This window comes from Bacillus sp. AFS029637, assembly GCF_002584985.1.
Lineage (GTDB): Bacteria > Bacillota > Bacilli > Bacillales > Bacillaceae_G > Bacillus_A.
The window spans coordinates 46,204-63,071 of record NZ_NUPZ01000042.1 but is presented as its reverse complement, the minus strand read 5'-3'; the positions used below and the strand labels follow the sequence as shown (position 1 = coordinate 63,071).

At 32.9% G+C, this 16,868-nt stretch carries 12 protein-coding genes and 7 pseudogenes; 2 read left to right on the top strand and 17 right to left on the bottom strand.

Annotated features, from left to right (window positions below):
• From COE49_RS24510 to COE49_RS24450, 13 genes and pseudogenes are all read right to left on the bottom strand, one after another.
• Positions 1 to 665: pseudogene (locus tag COE49_RS24510) on the bottom strand (IS4 family transposase); the annotation flags it as partial.
• A gap of 198 nt (positions 666 to 863) precedes the next feature.
• Positions 864 to 1,763, bottom strand: a complete 900-nt coding sequence (locus tag COE49_RS24505; RefSeq protein ID WP_098858974.1) for a phosphotransferase enzyme family protein — start codon at positions 1,761 to 1,763, stop codon at positions 864 to 866.
• A 360-nt stretch (positions 1,764 to 2,123) separates the two neighbouring features.
• Positions 2,124 to 2,367, bottom strand: a pseudogene (locus COE49_RS24500) (VOC family protein); the annotation flags it as partial.
• Between the two features lie 862 nt (positions 2,368 to 3,229).
• Positions 3,230 to 4,339, bottom strand: coding sequence for a low temperature requirement protein A (locus COE49_RS24490; protein WP_098253317.1), 1,110 nt, complete (start codon positions 4,337 to 4,339; stop codon positions 3,230 to 3,232).
• 29 nt (positions 4,340 to 4,368) lie between these two features.
• Positions 4,369 to 4,440 (bottom strand): annotated as a pseudogene (locus tag COE49_RS28535) (IS6 family transposase); the annotation flags it as partial.
• 23 nt (positions 4,441 to 4,463) lie between these two features.
• Positions 4,464 to 6,242: an aminopeptidase P family protein gene (locus COE49_RS24485; protein ID WP_088233289.1), complete on the bottom strand. Its 1,779-nt coding sequence runs from the start codon at positions 6,240 to 6,242 to the stop codon at positions 4,464 to 4,466.
• Complete coding sequence (locus tag COE49_RS24480; protein ID WP_088233290.1) at positions 6,226 to 6,654, bottom strand: helix-turn-helix domain-containing protein; 429 nt, start codon at positions 6,652 to 6,654, stop codon at positions 6,226 to 6,228. Before COE49_RS24480 ends, COE49_RS24485 begins: the two co-directional genes overlap by 17 nt.
• Positions 6,655 to 7,099: 445 nt before the next feature.
• Positions 7,100 to 7,474 (bottom strand): HsmA family protein, encoded by a 375-nt coding sequence (locus COE49_RS24475; protein ID WP_088233291.1) that lies wholly within the window; start codon positions 7,472 to 7,474, stop codon positions 7,100 to 7,102.
• Between the two features lie 181 nt (positions 7,475 to 7,655).
• Positions 7,656 to 8,284: pseudogene (locus tag COE49_RS24470) on the bottom strand (ABC transporter ATP-binding protein).
• A gap of 529 nt (positions 8,285 to 8,813) precedes the next feature.
• Positions 8,814 to 9,020, bottom strand: a complete 207-nt coding sequence (locus tag COE49_RS24465) for a hypothetical protein (protein WP_088233292.1) — start codon at positions 9,018 to 9,020, stop codon at positions 8,814 to 8,816.
• A gap of 177 nt (positions 9,021 to 9,197) precedes the next feature.
• Positions 9,198 to 9,617 carry a hypothetical protein gene (locus COE49_RS24460; protein WP_098841205.1) on the bottom strand — a complete coding sequence of 140 codons (420 nt, stop codon included), beginning with the start codon at positions 9,615 to 9,617 and terminating at the stop codon, positions 9,198 to 9,200.
• 246 nt (positions 9,618 to 9,863) lie between these two features.
• Positions 9,864 to 10,388: a site-specific integrase gene (locus tag COE49_RS24455; protein ID WP_255294759.1), complete on the bottom strand. Its 525-nt coding sequence runs from the start codon at positions 10,386 to 10,388 to the stop codon at positions 9,864 to 9,866.
• A 14-nt stretch (positions 10,389 to 10,402) separates the two neighbouring features.
• Positions 10,403 to 10,853 (bottom strand): annotated as a pseudogene (locus COE49_RS24450) (ArpU family phage packaging/lysis transcriptional regulator).
• Between the two features lie 1,079 nt (positions 10,854 to 11,932).
• Between COE49_RS24450 and COE49_RS24440 the strand changes: the two are divergent.
• Complete coding sequence (locus COE49_RS24440) at positions 11,933 to 13,087, top strand: Ig-like domain-containing protein (RefSeq protein ID WP_369689533.1); 1,155 nt, start codon at positions 11,933 to 11,935, stop codon at positions 13,085 to 13,087.
• A 379-nt stretch (positions 13,088 to 13,466) separates the two neighbouring features.
• On the opposite strand, the gene COE49_RS24435 is transcribed toward COE49_RS24440, so the two are convergent.
• From COE49_RS24435 to COE49_RS24420, 3 genes and pseudogenes are all read right to left on the bottom strand, one after another.
• Positions 13,467 to 13,922, bottom strand: a complete 456-nt coding sequence (locus COE49_RS24435) for a GNAT family N-acetyltransferase (protein ID WP_000597922.1) — start codon at positions 13,920 to 13,922, stop codon at positions 13,467 to 13,469.
• Positions 13,923 to 15,055: 1,133 nt separating this feature from the next.
• Positions 15,056 to 15,238, bottom strand: a pseudogene (locus tag COE49_RS24425) (spore photoproduct lyase family protein); the annotation flags it as partial.
• Positions 15,211 to 15,639, bottom strand: a complete 429-nt coding sequence (locus COE49_RS24420) for a ferritin-like domain-containing protein (protein ID WP_088233296.1) — start codon at positions 15,637 to 15,639, stop codon at positions 15,211 to 15,213. The pseudogene COE49_RS24425 and the gene COE49_RS24420, both read right to left, overlap by 28 nt.
• Positions 15,640 to 15,869: 230 nt before the next feature.
• Between COE49_RS24420 and COE49_RS24415 the strand changes: the two are divergent.
• Positions 15,870 to 16,211: pseudogene (locus tag COE49_RS24415) on the top strand (carboxymuconolactone decarboxylase family protein); the annotation flags it as partial.
• Between the two features lie 90 nt (positions 16,212 to 16,301).
• Here COE49_RS24415 and COE49_RS24410 read toward each other — a convergent pair.
• The gene (locus tag COE49_RS24410) at positions 16,302 to 16,772 is read right to left on the bottom strand and encodes a sigma-70 family RNA polymerase sigma factor (protein ID WP_098882675.1); all 471 of its coding nucleotides are present in this window, start codon (positions 16,770 to 16,772) and stop codon (positions 16,302 to 16,304) included.
• Positions 16,773 to 16,868: the final 96 nt, after the last annotated feature.

Sequence of the window (16,868 nt, the reverse complement as noted above, 5' to 3'; positions counted from 1 at the left end):
TTGATACGAGAGATATAGTAGGCCTCTTTATTTTGTATATATTGAAGGTCTTTTAAATGAAAATAGCCTAAATCTCGGATACATAAATCATTCGCTGTCACAGTTGGGGCACACAGAGAGCCTTAAGTGCGATCATGTTGTTTACCTGGACCTGTATGAATATGTAGGAACTGTCCACTTAACAAATCATACTCAAGTTGAATTTTTATCCCAGCTGTATGGCTGCATCCTCCTGCACCTGGATAAACCGATGAAAATACATCCGGGAGTTGAAATGCAGTTGAATCTAAAATACGAATACGTTTGAAAACAGAAGTGTATGGAGAAGAAATCGGCATAGATGCGGCCATTTTTTTGCTTAGTAGTTCGGCTAGTAGCTGTTGTAAAAGTAGGACGGCCGCCTTATTAAACCGTTGATTCAGTCCCTCAGGACTGATGAGTACTTCTGTTGATGCTTCCAAACAGCTAGATAATTGAGTTAAAGAAGTTGTAGCGACATTTGGGCTCATCCATACACATAAAGCGACTAAATCTTTTGCTTGGTATTTACTGGTTCGTTGTACGAAACCAACATCTCTATCAAGATCGCGTAAGATATTTTGAGATAAAAAGCTTTGAATCTCTTGAGCAAATAGTTGTAATTCATCAGACACAGAAACAGACATAAAAAACGCCATCCTTTCTTATGATTCTACAGAAAGAATAACGTATTTTTTTCATTACGAAAATAATCCCAGCTTTCTAGATAAAAAGTTGGGATTATTAGATTTTTAATAGACTTAGAGGAATGAATAATATTCTTCGCTTATTCAAGAAAAGCACCCATTAGTGCATTAACAAAATGTAATGTACATGTTGACATCCTACAAAAAAACAGAAAAATCATTAATACCTGCATATGGTACTTGATTCTTGATTTTGTCTTCTAAGCTAAATAAGGTGTATTCTTGCCATTCTTCTAAATTATTCGTATCCCATTTTTGAATGAATAATTGATACAAATAAATCTCTCTTATTTTTAAGAAAATAGGAATTTGTATAATTATATCCTTATGAAGCGTATTTTCTGTTTTATATCCTGCAAAAAAATTACTCATAAATATATCACAAAAAGAATGTGTATTGCCATTGAAGGAGCTATGTTGCCAATAAGCATGATAGAAAGCTACTGCAATATCCTGAGCATACCAATTAAATGAGCAGTCATCAAAGTCAATTGTAGTTATACGACCTTCCTCATTAATAATTAAATTTCCTAGATGATAGTCATTATGAATAAGTCCGAAAGTATCAGGATTAATAATATATGAAGTTAGACTGTGTACCAACTTTTCATATTTCTCCCTAATCCATGGGTCTAACTTTCTTCTAATATCAAAGACATCAGGATTTTCAACTTTCCATTCAGGACGTTGTATTGTTTGTAATTTAAAATCTTTGGATAGTGCATGCATTCTTCCTAAAATTTTACCAAGTTTTTTAAAAGTTTTTTCATTCCAGTGGGATTTATTTGTAACATCAATTTGATCGCCCTTAATAAATTCAAAATATGTTTTAACCCGTTCTTCCTCACACTCTAAAGGAATTATTGGCTTAGGTACAAGTACACCTTTTTCATATAAAAAATTCATCCACTCTATTTCTTGTAAAACCATCTCTTTTGTTTTACTCTTTTCAGAAATTCTAACTACCCTTTCTTTCTCTTTGATATAAAAAATGTCGTTATTAAATCCTCCATTCAATCTAACACGATTTTCTTGCATCCTGTTTTCCCCTTTAACTCTCAATTTACAAGAACACTTTAATAATTCTTCTCCTTATTCATTATTAATCATCTTACAACTATAAATTATAAACTTAATTCAGTAGCATGTAGTTCTTTAAAATAGTACTTACATTTCTTTAAATACTACAGAAATTTTGCTTAGCGTATATTTTCGTTAAAATGTGGGCGGTACGCCATGTCCACCAAGCTAAGGTTTTGAAGTATACCCTAAATGAAAATTCTCTTTCTCTACAGTTAGTTTTTTTGAGAATTCAGCTCATTTTTTCTTTTTTGGGGTGTTTATTTTTCTTAAGTTGATGGGCATGTGGAAATACCCCTAAGTAACCTAAAAAACTCTAATGCCTACTTGACCATCACCAATTTCCCCTTGACTAGCTCCCGCTCATGGAAAAAAATGTGATGATTGTTCCTGGTTTTCCACCCTCATTACCAAAATAAAGATGGTAGGTACCTGAGTCATCGAAATTTACAGTTTTTTTCACTAAACGTAAACCTAATACACCTGCATAGAAATCAACATTCTCTTGAGGATGACCAACAATTGCAGTTATGTGGTGAATACCCATCGTTGTTTTACTCATTTTATATTCACTCCTATTTTTATTTCTAATTAGACATTTAACCTAAAAAAACATCTTCAATTTATCGATAATTTATATACGACTTCCAGGGTGTTTTTTCCTTTTTCTGAAGTTTTTTATTGTCTATAAATATTGGTCTCTAATTTTATTAAAAACACATTAATAGAGATTATTAACAATACCCATTACTAAGTTTGTTATTAGCCATTCGTAAAATATTAAGATAATAAAAGGGGATTGCCCAACATTTTGGATATCAAATTAAGTATTAATAATATAGGATTTCCAATTAATCATTTGAAATAGGTCAGAAGGAGAAAAAGCTATATTTGAGGCTGATTATTGTATTTTTTACCAGGAAGCCATTTTAAATTAGGCATTGCTATTGAAAATAGCAAATAGATTCACCTTTATTCAATCAACGAAGTAGATACCTTGGCAATAAAACTACTTTTTCCCACTTACCTGAAATAAAAAAGTGCTCTTAAGTTTACAATCACTCTTACCATTAGTGCTGATATGTGATTACCTACTATATTTTTGGAATTTTCCTAAGTAAACCTAGAAGCTGTTTTTTCCCTTGTAAGCTAAGTTGGAAAATTTTGATGCTTGAAATTGTTCTTGTTTCGAAACAGCTTCATTAAAAAACTCTTTTCCTTCCTCAGTTAATGAAAGGTATTTTGTTTTCTAGCCCTGTTCCCGATTAATTAATCCCAACTCTTCCATTTTGGTAACCTATTACAGCATTTATTTTCTGTTCTGAATTAAATTTAGTCATAAAAAAACGCCCCCCAGTTGTTAGACTGTGTCTAACAATTGGGGGGCAGTTCAAGTTTTGATACTGGTTTTTTTATGCTTTTATTTATGTAGTTGTTAATTTAGCATAGATGATAAAAAATAGGGTTAATTGCCCTATTATCACAATATTTGGTACTACTACAACCAAATTAATAACAAAAAAGACTGCTAAAATCCCTAAAAACAGGCATAAATGATAAATTTTCAAACGGTGTTTTTCAAACCTGTATTGATGAAAAACAATTGTAGTTGACAGGAAATAGAGCAATACAGAACCAAAAACAAAATATAGGATAAATGAATAATAGACCTCATGTAAAAATAATAGTCTAATGGATGCTGCAACCATACTCAAAGACATAAAGATAAACAGATGACCGTAAATAATAATTTGACCGGAAGTTTGTCTAGACTTGTCGAGTTTCTTCTCCATGTTATCGAAATATTGCCACCACATCGAAATAATGAGGATAAATGAAATGATCGCAAAGCTTATTGAATCCCAATTTCCTTGTTTAGGTTGAATGACCACAAGAGTACTTATAAGAGCTTCCCCAAAGAGAATAATGGTAAATAGACCAAATCTCTCTAACAAGTGAGCTGTATTTGTAGGAACTTTTTCTAAACACTTTCTTCCAAGCAGTGGGACAATAATATCGATAAAAATTCCTAAATACAACGCAGCATATCGAATCCAAGAATCAAAAAAGACGGATAATAATGAAATAACGATTCCAATCCAAAAGTATCTTCCTAAAAAGAGTGCTGCTTTTTTTCGAGCTCCCTCTTCTATACGCTGGACAATAAGATATTGGATTGCAGTCACGGCCCTTAAGCCAATATAGCCAATTAAAAAAGACAGATAATAAGGATCAAAATCAGCGGATAAGCTTGATGTCATTATTAGGACAAAAAACATTTGCAGGATCAAAAAGATCCGTTGATGAAATAAATCTTTTCCAAACCGGTTAATAAAGATGGTTTGCCCTACCCAAGCCCACCAGATTGGAATAAAAATTAGGACAAACTTCACTAAATACTCTGCATGGATATAACCATCTTCAACATGGAGTAAAACATGAGTCGCAGCCGTCACCGCTGCCACAAATAACAAATCATAAAAGAGTTCTAACCACGTCACTTTTTTTCTTCCATTTTCGCAATCCCTCCTTATAGTTAGTAGTATGCTAAAAACATATAGTAATAGATTTCATCCAAACGCCAAGATAACAATGTGTTTTTGTTTTTCTTCTTCCAAATGTGATAGATAAGATTTCATCTGTATTCGGCAAACCTATTTATATTTCCCGAGTCTCTTCCCTTAACCACACTTTCTCTTCTTCATTTAAATAAGGAGCGAGCTTTATGTATACCTCTTGATGATAATTGTTTAACCATTGCTTTTCGCTCTCTGTTAACATATCCTTATTGATACCGGCTAAATCTATAGGGCAATACGTAATTGCTTCAAATTTCATAAATTGACCAAACTCCGTTTTCTCGTCTTCTACTACTAACATCATATTTTCAATTCTTATGCCGTATTTACCTTCTAAGTATATTCCTGGTTCATTCGTAATAATCATGCCTTTTTCTAATATAACGCTATTATTATTATTCCTTATGCTTTGTGGCCCTTCATGAACATTCAAGAAAAAACCTACTCCATGTCCTGTCCCGCACTTATAGTCCAAACCATACTGCCAAATAGGTTGTCTTGCTAATACATCTAAGTGAGGGCCTGTTGCTCCGTATAAATATTTTACTGAGCTTAATGCAATAAACCCTTTTAACACCAATGTAAAATCTCTTTTTTGTTCATCGGTAAGTTCTCCTAAAACAATCGTTCGTGTAATATCTGTTGTTCCATCATAATACTGTCCGCCTGAATCAATTAAAAAAAGACCTTCATTCCTAAGAGTATGTTGCGTTTCTTTATTAGCTTTATAATGCATCATCGCAGCATGTTCTTTATAACCCGCTATTGTATCAAAGCTAGGTCCAACAAATCCTTCCTGCCCCCTTCTAAAATCTTCCAATCTTTCTTCTGCGGCAATCTCTGTAATTTCTTCTTTATCTACAAAATTTTTAACCCATTTTATAAATTTCACCATGGCTAAACCATCTTTTATTTCACACCATTTTAAATTTTCTATCTCAACTTCATTTTTAATAGCTTTTAAATCATCCGTGATGTTAGGGCTTTCAATTTTCTTGGTATTACTGTTAATGGCATTATATAATATGATATTAGTTTTATCCGCATCCAAAATAACGGTATCTCCGCTTGAAATATTTCCTAAGAATGTTTGTATTTCATGATTCGCTTTTAACTCGATTCCTTCCGCTTCCAGTTCTAATTTAACCAAAGAGGGAACCTTGCAAGAATCAATAAATAAATAACATTTTTGTTCTGCTACGATTACATTAGCTATTACAACTGGATTGTTAGGCACATCGGCTCCTCTTATATTCAAAAGCCATGCAATTTCATCAAGTGAAGTTAAAATATAATAATTTGCTCCTTTATTTTTCATCTCTTCTCTTACTTCATTTAATTTTTCTACTCGTGATTTGCCTGCATATTTTACGTCATGGGTAAAAATTGGTCCTTTAGGAATCTCCGGTCTATCTTCCCACAGTTCACCAATTAAATCTTGATTCATTTTTAATGCGACTTTCTTTGCTTTTAGATCTTTTTCCATCTTTTTAACCATATTAATTGAAAAAACATTTCCATCAAATCCTACAATGCTTCCTTCTTTAAGAACGTCTCCTAGCCATTCTGTATAAGATGGCACCCCTGGATCTACCATTCTAAACAAACTGATTCCTGAGTTCTCAAGCTGCTTTTCAGCTTGAATATAGTATCTACCATCTGTCCATAACCCAGCATCATTTAATGTAATAACTACAGTACCTGCTGACCCTGTAAATCCTGATATCCATTGTCTACCTTTCCAATGTTCTGCTACATATTCACTCTGATGTGCATCAAAACTGGGAATTATATAAGCATCCATTTGATTTTCTTTCATTAGCTGCCTTAACTTTTCAATTCTATTCCTGATATCCATTACTAATACCTCCATTTTCCTTAAGACTAAATTCTTTACTTTCACGCTTATAAGATAATATTTCTTCATCTTTCTTTTGAGAAAGTATTTCTATAAACCTTGGAACAAGTTGTTTATTTTCTAAATTTGTACTTAAACTATACTTAATAAAGCCACCTTCTACTGAATCCACTATTTCTTGTTCATAACTTCTTAAAACCCTATCTTTCCTTTTAAGTGGATGATCAAAAAAATGTGTTAAATGTACTTCAATAATATCAGCTAGTTTTTCAAGTGAATCAACTGCTATGGTAGTAAGCCCCCTTTCAAATTGAGACAGAATTTCAACAGATAGTTCGCTTTTTTCACTTAACTCTTTCAAAGTCATTCCTTTTTCGGTCCTCAATTTCTTTATTTTTATTCCTATATTCATTATTTTACCTCAAATTTCATTTTTTTGAATCTTATAATTTTTATTAGCGTAAAACGCAAGGTTTTATAAAATTCATTTAATTAACGTTATCATATATTCTCTCAAGGGTTCTGGTGCAAAAAATACTCGATAGAAACATAGAGTGTCAATTTCCTTTAAATCGCTAGCTTTTGAAGCTAATCCAAACGATTTATGAATGAAGAGCTGTTATTGATTCTAAACTAGATGAAGATATGAAAAGAGAAATATTTAATTTAAATTAATCCCTAATTATATTTGAATTATGAGTGTAGTAAAAAGCCTTCCGTGTTTTTGCACGAAAGGCTTTTCATAAGATTGTGTATATATAATAGTTGTATAAACACCGTTCAAGGTTGTTAAGTTTTGTCTGTTTTTAGTCATGATTATTGTGAGATTTGTTAATCTGATTTAATTTAAATCTATTTTATGAGTTGTTTGTCATTCCATATACAAGCCCTGAAATATATGGAATTAACCAAATGAACCACACAATTACACTAAATGTATGGAACTTTGCAATCATTTTTATATCCTTCTTCTTTAAAACTAAAGTGGCCCAAACAGCATGAAATAACATAAGTAAAATTGCCGATAAACCCGTTATCCCATGAAAGCTGAATAGAGAACCTTCTGAAGCCATTCTCTCCATTAATGTAGTCCCAATCGTATCGCATGCTAATCCAATCCAAAATATATACACATGCCAAGGTTTTAATGTTTTTTGAATTTTTTCACTCCAAACCCCAAATGAATAAAAAATAAGTGCAGCTGTAATAAATGTAATAGCTGATGCTAGCACATCAATCCCCCCTTTTCTAAACTCTCTCTTCCTTTTACGAGATTTATTTTATCTAAGGATTATGAACAGGGTATGAATGGAATATTACATTACGCCATTTAACTTCTGTATATTATAATTAACATTGATAAAAAGGCTCTTATATCTAATTCTATAAGAGCCTTTTTATCTTTACCTATTTTCAAATTTCATTTTTCCGTAGTAATTTTCCATCTCTAAGCGTCAATATACGGTCACATACATCAAGCATTTTTTCATCGTGCGTAATCATAATTGCTGCTTTTTTTTCTTTACCATCATTTCAACAACTTCTCTAGCACGTTTTGAGTCCAAACTAGCAGTAGGCTCATCGGCTAAAATCAAATCTGGATTATTCATAAAAGTACGAGCAATTGCTACACGTTGTTTCTCACCACCAGAAAGTTTTCTAGGATAATGGTTAATTCGATGTGTTAATCCAAAAGTTTTTAGTAATTCAGTTGCATATTCGTTTGCTTCAGTTTTATTTTCTCCTTTTAATTTTGCAATATATAGAAGTTGTTCTTTAACTGTTAAGAATGTTACAAGATTCACAAACTGAAATATAAACCCGATTCGTTTCAAACGAACCCCCGTCATTTCTTTTTCAGATACATAAATATTTCCTTTAGAAGAAGATAAAAGTGCACCCGCAATGGAAAGTAATGTACTTTTACCTGATCCAGATGGCCCAACAATACCAATGAATTCCCCTTCCTTTACATCTAGTGTGATTGGATGTAAGGCTGTCACTTCTATATCGCTTTCTACTTGTAAATTTCTATATACCAATAACTGTTACCATAAAAAATTGGTCCGAAGTGTACTTATATACAGTCCCTTTTTTGTCCAAATGAATAAAACTAAATATTTCGTCAATAATGTATATGAAATTAGATTTTTTCCTTGTTCCCCCTTGGAGATGAGCAGTTAGCTAATTGAGCTAGCTGCTTTGTTTTTTAACCATTTTTGTAGGAATATAATTTATATGCATAATTTCTGAAGTGAGATCTATACTATATTCAGGTCTTTGGTCTTAACATCTAAAACCCTTATTTCAGCCTTAGACCTAATAAAGCGCTCCTCTCTCTTACTTGGGGCTAAGCAGTTAGCTTTTGCTAGCTGCTCTTTTATTTTCTTCAATTGGTTACATTTACCTGATGTTTTTAACGTAATATTACATTAGGATATAAAAAAGTGAAATATATTGAGCTGTTATACCATTACCCTAGGAAACTAGGGTTTTTATTTCTACAAAGTGAAATTTTTATATTAATCTTCCTCTGTATATCTTCTTGATCTGCGCTTCAGTGAATCCCTTTTATACTGCAAACACTTCTGGAAACTGACTCAAACACATATCAATAATCGTGTCGTCTGTTGTTCTAATAAAGAAGTACTTAACCTTACCCATATAATCGTTGTGTAAGTAATAACTCTTAATCTTGTGAGGGGAGTTATCAGCTTCCAAAACTTCATACAGCTTGATTTTCGTTTCATCCATATCGAACATAGATAACTGCCCCATCCACTTAACAACTCCTTACGTATCAAATGAAATTTTATTTTTATCCTTGTCATAACCTTGACACAGTGTAGAGTTATAGTTCAAATCACACAAAAGTTGCTTATTGCTATTCTAGTCTACTTTGCCTCACTTAAACGGACGCTAGTATTATCCGAATAACTAAGTAAAGTTGTATTTTTAAGATGAAGTGCTACCTGTACCGCCAAGTAAACCACCAAGGGACTTTATCAACTTTTTCAATACTGGTGTAATATCTTCTTCGGAAGTTATTCTAATACACGGTAATTCAACTTGGAGTTTCGTCCCCAAAAGAACAACTGTAATTGGAACTGGAATTGAAACACAAAGAGCTTCTTTCCCATCACATTGACACTTATATTGCTGTTGTTGTTGCTGCTGTTGTTGCTGTTGCTGTTGCTGTGGTTGCTGTTGTTGCTGTTGCTGTGGTTGCTGTTGTTGCTGTTGCTGTGGTTGCCATTGTTGTGGTCTTATCCCTCTACTCATATCTATATTTCTGTTGTCCATTACAAAAGGATAAGACTCGTTTGGATAATATTGATGAAAAGAATTTTTGTATTCATAATGACCATTATTCATTTTTTCATCTCCCTCCCGTTACATCGTATTAACCTAGTAGCCAATAGGTTCATTGGAATAACATTATCATTCGCTCATTATTTTATAGTGAAAAGCTTCCATCACTTACCCATATCTTATATTTTGTGTAACTGCCCCTATCGCTACATCCCTTGGTATTTATGGCTTTATAAAACTTCCCTTTCCGAATTACACAACTCATAAAAAATGGGTAATTATAAAAAGAAAAAAATAAAAAGGATGCTGCTATATTTTAAATCGTGTCATAGCTTTATCCATTGCATCTCGGTTTACACCAATATATCTTAATGTAACTTTCTCTGATGAATGATTGAATATCTCCATCAGTAAAGCGATATTCTTTGTTTGCATGTACATATGGTAACCGAATGTTTTTCGTAATGTATGAGTGCCTATTTCCTTCAATTCAAATTCTTCTGCTGTACTTCTAAGTATCTTATAAGCCATGCTGCGTCCGATTGGTCTATTAGTACCTTCTCGGCTCTTAATTACATACTCACTGTCATCTCGTTCTTCAATGTACCAACGTAGTTCTCTCTTTAACGCTGGATTTAGTTGAATACGTTTCTGTTTTCCTGTCTTTTTTTCTCTCATTGAGATATGGCTACCTTTTAAATCACCTATCCTCAATTTGAGAATGTCGCTAATACGTAATCCCGTGTTGATTCCTATTACAAATAAAATATAATTACGTTCATTGTTTTCCTTCAAATATTCTTTAATCTGTTGTATTTGCTCTGGATCTCGAATAGGCTAGACAAAATTCATCGTTCGTTCCCTCCAATACTCTCTTCTGTTTCATATATTTCTAATCTAAGAGCAAAAGCTAGTTTATAAAAAGCATTAGATTTATTTCGTCTATATGTACGTTCACTCATACCAATCTCGTTATAAACCATGTAATCAAAAACTTCTTCATCCTCCAAATATCGTTTTACAATGATGTCCCTTTGGGTTTTGCTAAAACGACTTAATGCCTTATCAATTTGAAAAGAAAAACGTTGTAATTTCACTTCTCTTTCACTCATAGCAACATCTTCAGCTGGATTTCCTATTATGTTTGTTGGACCATGATACCTCACCAGAGGCTGTGACCTTCATCTCGTTTCTAATCATCCCAAATTGTCTGTAAATACGAATGTTTTCTAAAATTTCTTCTAAACGAACCTGTGTTGCTTTTCGGTCAATTTTAGGTAAGAAAGTTAATTGCATCATATATATAAACACCCCTTATCTATTTTGTTAAAAAAACAAAAAGCGGACACCGAACTATAGAGCAATATCACTAATGCTCTTTATAGTTTGATGTCCGCTGGTTCTTCCAGTAGTACTAAATGTGTAATTGATATTATTATATCATTTTCTCATATTTTGGTAACTTTCTTATTAGAAAAGGAGTATTTTGTAAAAAGTGTATAAAATCCATCTTCATTTAGCAATTTATATCTAAAAGGAGTAATTATGAAAATTTTGAAATACATATGACTTAGCATTGGTTGGATTGCATTATTCGCAATGTGTTGGACTATATTCTTTCATTAAATACATCTACTCCCTGGATAAAACTCAATATTCCGTCAATACTGTAGATAGGCTGTTAGCCAGAACTCATTTAAAGTAGTTTTCTCTGTATCTCCTTGTAGGGAGCAGTTAGCTTTTGCTAGCTACTCTTTTTTATTAGTCTGATTATAAAATTTTGTTCTTATTTCTTTTTTACACCATATTCTTCTAGCCTAGACTCAGCTCATAGAGTGACCTCCTATCTTGAAGAGCACTTGTGCATGGTGCTCTTTTTTAGTTTCCTCATTTTTACACAATGCAATTTTTGTGCAAAAGATACACACTCAATTAAAAATAACCTCATATCATATCTTCTACCCTCTCTTTTTAGAATAAATAGCCTTTACAGATCACTTTCCAAAGTGCTCTAACTTTTACATATCAAATATCGTTTTTATAGAAAAATCTAATTAACCCTTTAATGAAATTTCACTATTGTAATCACAAACCTAAGTAAATAAATGCATACGTGAGTTTCTCTTTCGTCCTTTCCCCACTAATCATTTGTGTTGAAGTTACAACTCAAACGGTTGATGAAGTGTATACACTAACAGCCGACGAAGTAACATTCTCACCTTTATCAACAAGAATAGACCTAACGATTGATTACCCTGCCGAAATGGATGGTTCCAAGTTAACATGGACTAAAATTACCCTCTATAATCAGGAGAACGATCAAGTCCAAACCGATTTTTGTATGCAACATATATTGATTAAATGTATTGATAAAGAAAGTGAGGCTAAAACAGGTGAACACTCCCCATCAATTCCCTCCCCCTCTTTTGTTTATCACAAAAGAGAAAGGATGTTACGAAAAAAGAAAACTTGTCTTGGTTTCTATTAAGATAGATCCCAAGATTTTATCTCTTTGTTCAGGTTCGAGTCACCAATTTACTGCGATAGGTATATATTCCGATAAATCAACTAGAGACATTACAAATCTTGTAGAGTGGTACTCCAGTAATTCTTCAAGTGTAATAGTTTCAAATGAGGAAGAAACAAAGGGTTTGACTACAGCAATTGATACTGGGGGAGCTCAGATTTTTGCAAGATTAGACGGAATCATGAGTTCGGATAGTTTTCTCACCGTTGTTGAACCAGTGGTTCAAATGAAAACTTTAAAGGAATCCAATGATTGTACGTTGGATATAAAGAGAACAGTTTCTATGAATGAAACGATCAGTATGAATTTTCCTGGCAAAGCTTTCAGCTTTGGTAAGGGTATCTTACTCCTTGAGAATGGTGTTGTTTCCTATGATTTTGCTAAACAGCTCTGGTCACTCACTAAATATACTGTTGTACAGATATCCTCATCAATTATCAAAGATCAATACAATACAGGTAAACAACTGGCAGCGGATTACTGGTGTGTTTGGATGGGAATCCAAGGGGATATTACTGATATGGACATTATAGCAATGATGCAGCCAGGAGGGATCATTGCTGAATTCATTGAACTTGGTGGAATTTTCATTGTACAGGATACTAATACTAATCCAATAATTGTAACATCTCCTGAAGGATTTGAGTTCATTGGGGATGAATCTGAGTCACTAACACAATTCTCCAGGCCTGTACAAATACCTTTGTCATTTGAGTATCTCCGAACATATTTATATATTAACTCTATCAAGAAAGGAGGTAACTCTATGGCCCTTGAAACGAACTGTCAGACTTGTACGCCTCCTGAAGGTTCCACATCGATCCTCACTGTGGATATACCAGGTGGTCTAGCTATAAATCTATTGGGGATTCATATCGAAGCTTGCCCAATCTGCGTTACAGTATTTACTGAGGGATCTGGTACAGCTACATCTCAGCAACAAGATATTGCAAATAATCTCATTAAGGTCGTTCAGAATTTGATTCCAAACATTCCTAGTGCTTAAAGGGAAATAATCTGTAATTTAATACGAGGCCTGACTAAAAAATGGTCAGGCCTTTTTTATTTTTTTTGGATTGAGTTTGGATATTATTAAGTTGATACGTTTAATACTATGAAGTTTCGCTCCTACACGACGAATCAGTATTCTAGATCAAAAGATCAGAACATAATTATAAAAAGAAAAAACCTTTTATGAATGATTATTCACAAAAGGTTTTTATAACATCCTATTATCGCGATTCAATATATTTAGAAGACTATTAAAAGTCCTCCAGATTGTTTAATTGGAGGACTTTCTTGTTCACAAAATTATCGTTATTGGAAGTAAAGACAAACTCTTCCTTACATGTTACTTTTAGTTTTTATTTTTTTACATTGATTTCTTAGTCATTGATATATCTTATAACTGCCATTTCTTTACCGAACCTGTCACCATTATCAACAAAACCTAAACTTGAATACAAATAATGGGCCCCTTTATTTTCTGGATGGTAACCCACTACTATTTTTTTTGCATTTGGTAATTTAGTCATTTCTTCAATCATTAAGTTAGTTGCTGCTTTCCCTATACCATTACCTTGGAATTTTTTATCAATCATTATTCTATATACCCAATACCCATCAAGTTCTTCCATTTCAGAATTAAACATTAAAAATCCTACCACTTTTTCTTCGCAATAAATTGCATAGGGTTTTAGAGTTGGTTCGAATTTTGATTGAGCTATTGAAATAGCATTTGGTTCAATATATTCTGCTTGTCCATCTGATAACTCTAATTCACAACATTCATACCAGTTTTCTGCATTTAATTCTACAAGTTTCACAGCGGTTTTAATCATAATTTTTCCCCTTTCCAATTTAGGGCACACCTATACCATTTATGTTAATTAGGTGTTATTCCCTTAAAATCATTAACGATAAAAGACCTTCCGTTTTTCATAAAGAACGCCTTTCTCATAATGAATAGTCTCTAAATTTATAATTTTTAGATAATTTATTATATCATGTTTTCCTATCAAGTTATTCTTATAATTAAATTTTATTATTTTGGGCTAGGTAATGTTTTTTAAGTGAATACATTATATATCTAGTTTACATAATATCTCATTGTCGGGATTCAATGTATTTAGAAGACTATTAAAAGTCCTCCAGATTATTTAACTGGGGGACTTTCGTGTCCACATAATTCTTGTTATCAGAAGTTCTACCCTTTATGTTCAGGATGAAAATCTAATGGTTTAGTTCAAATTACGAAGGTCAGGCGTAGTGTTTAATATAGAGTTGGAGTCGGAGGAGAACAATGGAAGGAAACAATATCGTTTATAGCAACCGAATAATGATTCCATCTCCCGCCGAAAAACCTATAGCCATAAACTCTTTCGTGCCCAACAGCCGTCAAAAAAAACCAGAAATTGTCTTCGTTTCTAAGCCACAGATACGTGAATCGAAATATACAATTTTGAAGACCCCAAGGGCTCTGGGCATAGAGTGGCATTTGTCGTATATATACCATGATTCGAGGTTCACTCCTTATTGAAATTAGACTTATAACTAATTTTATGCTCAGGGGCAAAGCTTAGATTGGATGTATGCCTAGTAGCCTACTTAAATTCGATTTTGAATGTATATAGTATATATGTGAAGTTAACATAACGTCCCATTATCAGTGGTAACCAAATCCCGGAAAGTCATTCATATCAATAGTTTTCTAGCTTTCCGTTCCCTTCTCTGTATGTAAAATTTCATACATTCCTGTACAATAGTATTTGGCAGCTCAAACCGTTCTTGTAGTCTGCATGAAGTCCTGCATATTCTTAGCGTTTAAAATCTGCGTTTTGCCGTCAGTCCCCCATGCCCATCAAGCTAAGATTTTATAGTACTCCCAAAACGAATTTTGGTACTAACTTGCAACAAAAATTCGTTCTAGGGCATTTATTTTTCTCAAGTTGACGGGCATGTAAGGTGAGGCTTATTATGTGAAATATTCCAACTTTGCATTTTGAAAAAACTTTTTCATATAAGAATAAAGATGATTTTTTATATCCTCCTCTTCTTCTTTTTGATAAATATATTTTCCGATTCCATATTTCCCCCATTTATATCTTCTTCTCTCTTCATCTAATAATGTTAATGCGTAAGTTTTTTTAATACATTTACATGTTCCCTATCTTTATCTAAAATATCATGTATTAACATATGACTTGCTGGATCTAAATCACCTTGTACAATTTCTTCTGATATTTGAACACCATAATATCCTTCGCCCTTTAACGCGCTACTTAAAATTCCTTCTATTGTATCTGGTACTGTAAATTGACCTATCAAACCTTGAACAGACCCAACGATTCCTTCATTATCAACTGGCACTCCTCCAAGATTTTGTATTCTTTCTGCTACTTTTAAGGCATGTTGTTTGTGATCTTGTTGTATTCTTTGAAATTCCTTTTTTATTTCTGGATCTTTTAACTTCTCTATATAATGCTCATAGGCATGAATACCCATGTACAGCCCTTTTAGAAAGGCATTTAATGTATTGACTACACTCTGTTTTTCTATATCATCACTTCCTTTTTACGTTATCCTTTTACAGAATTCGATGGATTATCCATATCGTGTGTGCAATACTACCAGTTAATTTCCTGTTATATCATATCTCTAAATCTTCGCTCCTCTTCCACTCACCTTGATATAAATATCATTTTTGTTTAATCAATTCCCATTAGGCTCATACTAACTTTTGTTTAAAAAATATGAGAAATGGAGCTGGATTAAATATGGAATTTTAAGGTAGAAATTCTACATAATCTGCACTTCTTCATTATAAGTATGGTTTAGGTTTATTTACTGAGAAGATGCCTAAACTAGCCGAACAATTTAATTCCTTTACAGAGGAATGCTTTAAAGAGGGCACCTTATCAAAAAAACAAAAACAGTTAATTGCTTTAGGTATTAGTCTTTATTCTCAGGATGAATATTGTATCACTTATCACATTAAAGGATGTCTAGATCAAGGAGCTTCAGAACAGGAGATCTTTGAGGCGGTGGGAGTGACAGCTGCATTTGGTGGCGGTACAATAAGTCAGGCAGTAACTCTTGTACAGGAGTGTATCCAAGAGTTAAAGCAGTAATAGGAATATATTTCACGAGTTGATGTGTTGCTATCTTTACACAATAAATAAAAACGAAAAAACTTGTGTGCATTTTTTCTATGGCTAAATTTACAATTGTTTCAATCTCTTTCTCCCACGAAATATGTGACTTTTATACGTGTTTAACTTTAAATCTAATACAGAAGCACCCTCTTCGTACGTTAATTGATGTACGTCACATAGTAAAATAGCTTGTGCCTCTACCAATGGTAAAGTATGAATAATCTGAATTAATTTTTCATAACTATTTTTTGCAACTACATACTCCTCTGTAGATTCACTTGCTTGTATTGTCTCTAATTCCTCCGTTCCTACAAAAGCTACTTTTTTCTCTTTTCTAACAAAATCAATAAACGTATGATATGCCACTTTAAAAAGCCAAGATTTTACCTTTTGGTTTTCATAGTCTTCTAGATAAAGATACGCCCTGTAAAAAGTCTCCTGCATCAAGTCCTCCGCTACGTGACGGCTACGAGAAAGGGAAAATAAATACCGATACACATCGTTTATATAAACCTTGTATATTTCTTCAATCTCCATCCCCCTCCTCCTTTCATATATAACACGAATACGCACGTTAAAAAGTTGCATTATTTTTGCCTTTTATATTTTTTATTTAAAAAGAAATAACATTTG

Bases quoted from the DNA above. Each gene is read 5' to 3' on its own strand.
- COE49_RS24505 (WP_098858974.1), bottom strand. From the start codon at position 1,763: ATGCAAGAAAATCGTGTTAGATTGAATGGAGGATTTAATAACGACATT.
- COE49_RS24485 (WP_088233289.1), bottom strand. From the start codon at position 6,242: ATGGATATCAGGAATAGAATTGAAAAGTTAAGGCAGCTAATGAAAGAA.
- COE49_RS24480 (WP_088233290.1), bottom strand. From the start codon at position 6,654: ATGAATATAGGAATAAAAATAAAGAAATTGAGGACCGAAAAAGGAATG.
- COE49_RS24465 (WP_088233292.1), bottom strand. From the start codon at position 9,020: ATGGGGCAGTTATCTATGTTCGATATGGATGAAACGAAAATCAAGCTG.
- COE49_RS24460 (WP_098841205.1), bottom strand. From the start codon at position 9,617: ATGAATAATGGTCATTATGAATACAAAAATTCTTTTCATCAATATTAT.
- COE49_RS24435 (WP_000597922.1), bottom strand. From the start codon at position 13,922: ATGATTAAAACCGCTGTGAAACTTGTAGAATTAAATGCAGAAAACTGG.
- COE49_RS24410 (WP_098882675.1), bottom strand. From the start codon at position 16,772: ATGGAGATTGAAGAAATATACAAGGTTTATATAAACGATGTGTATCGG.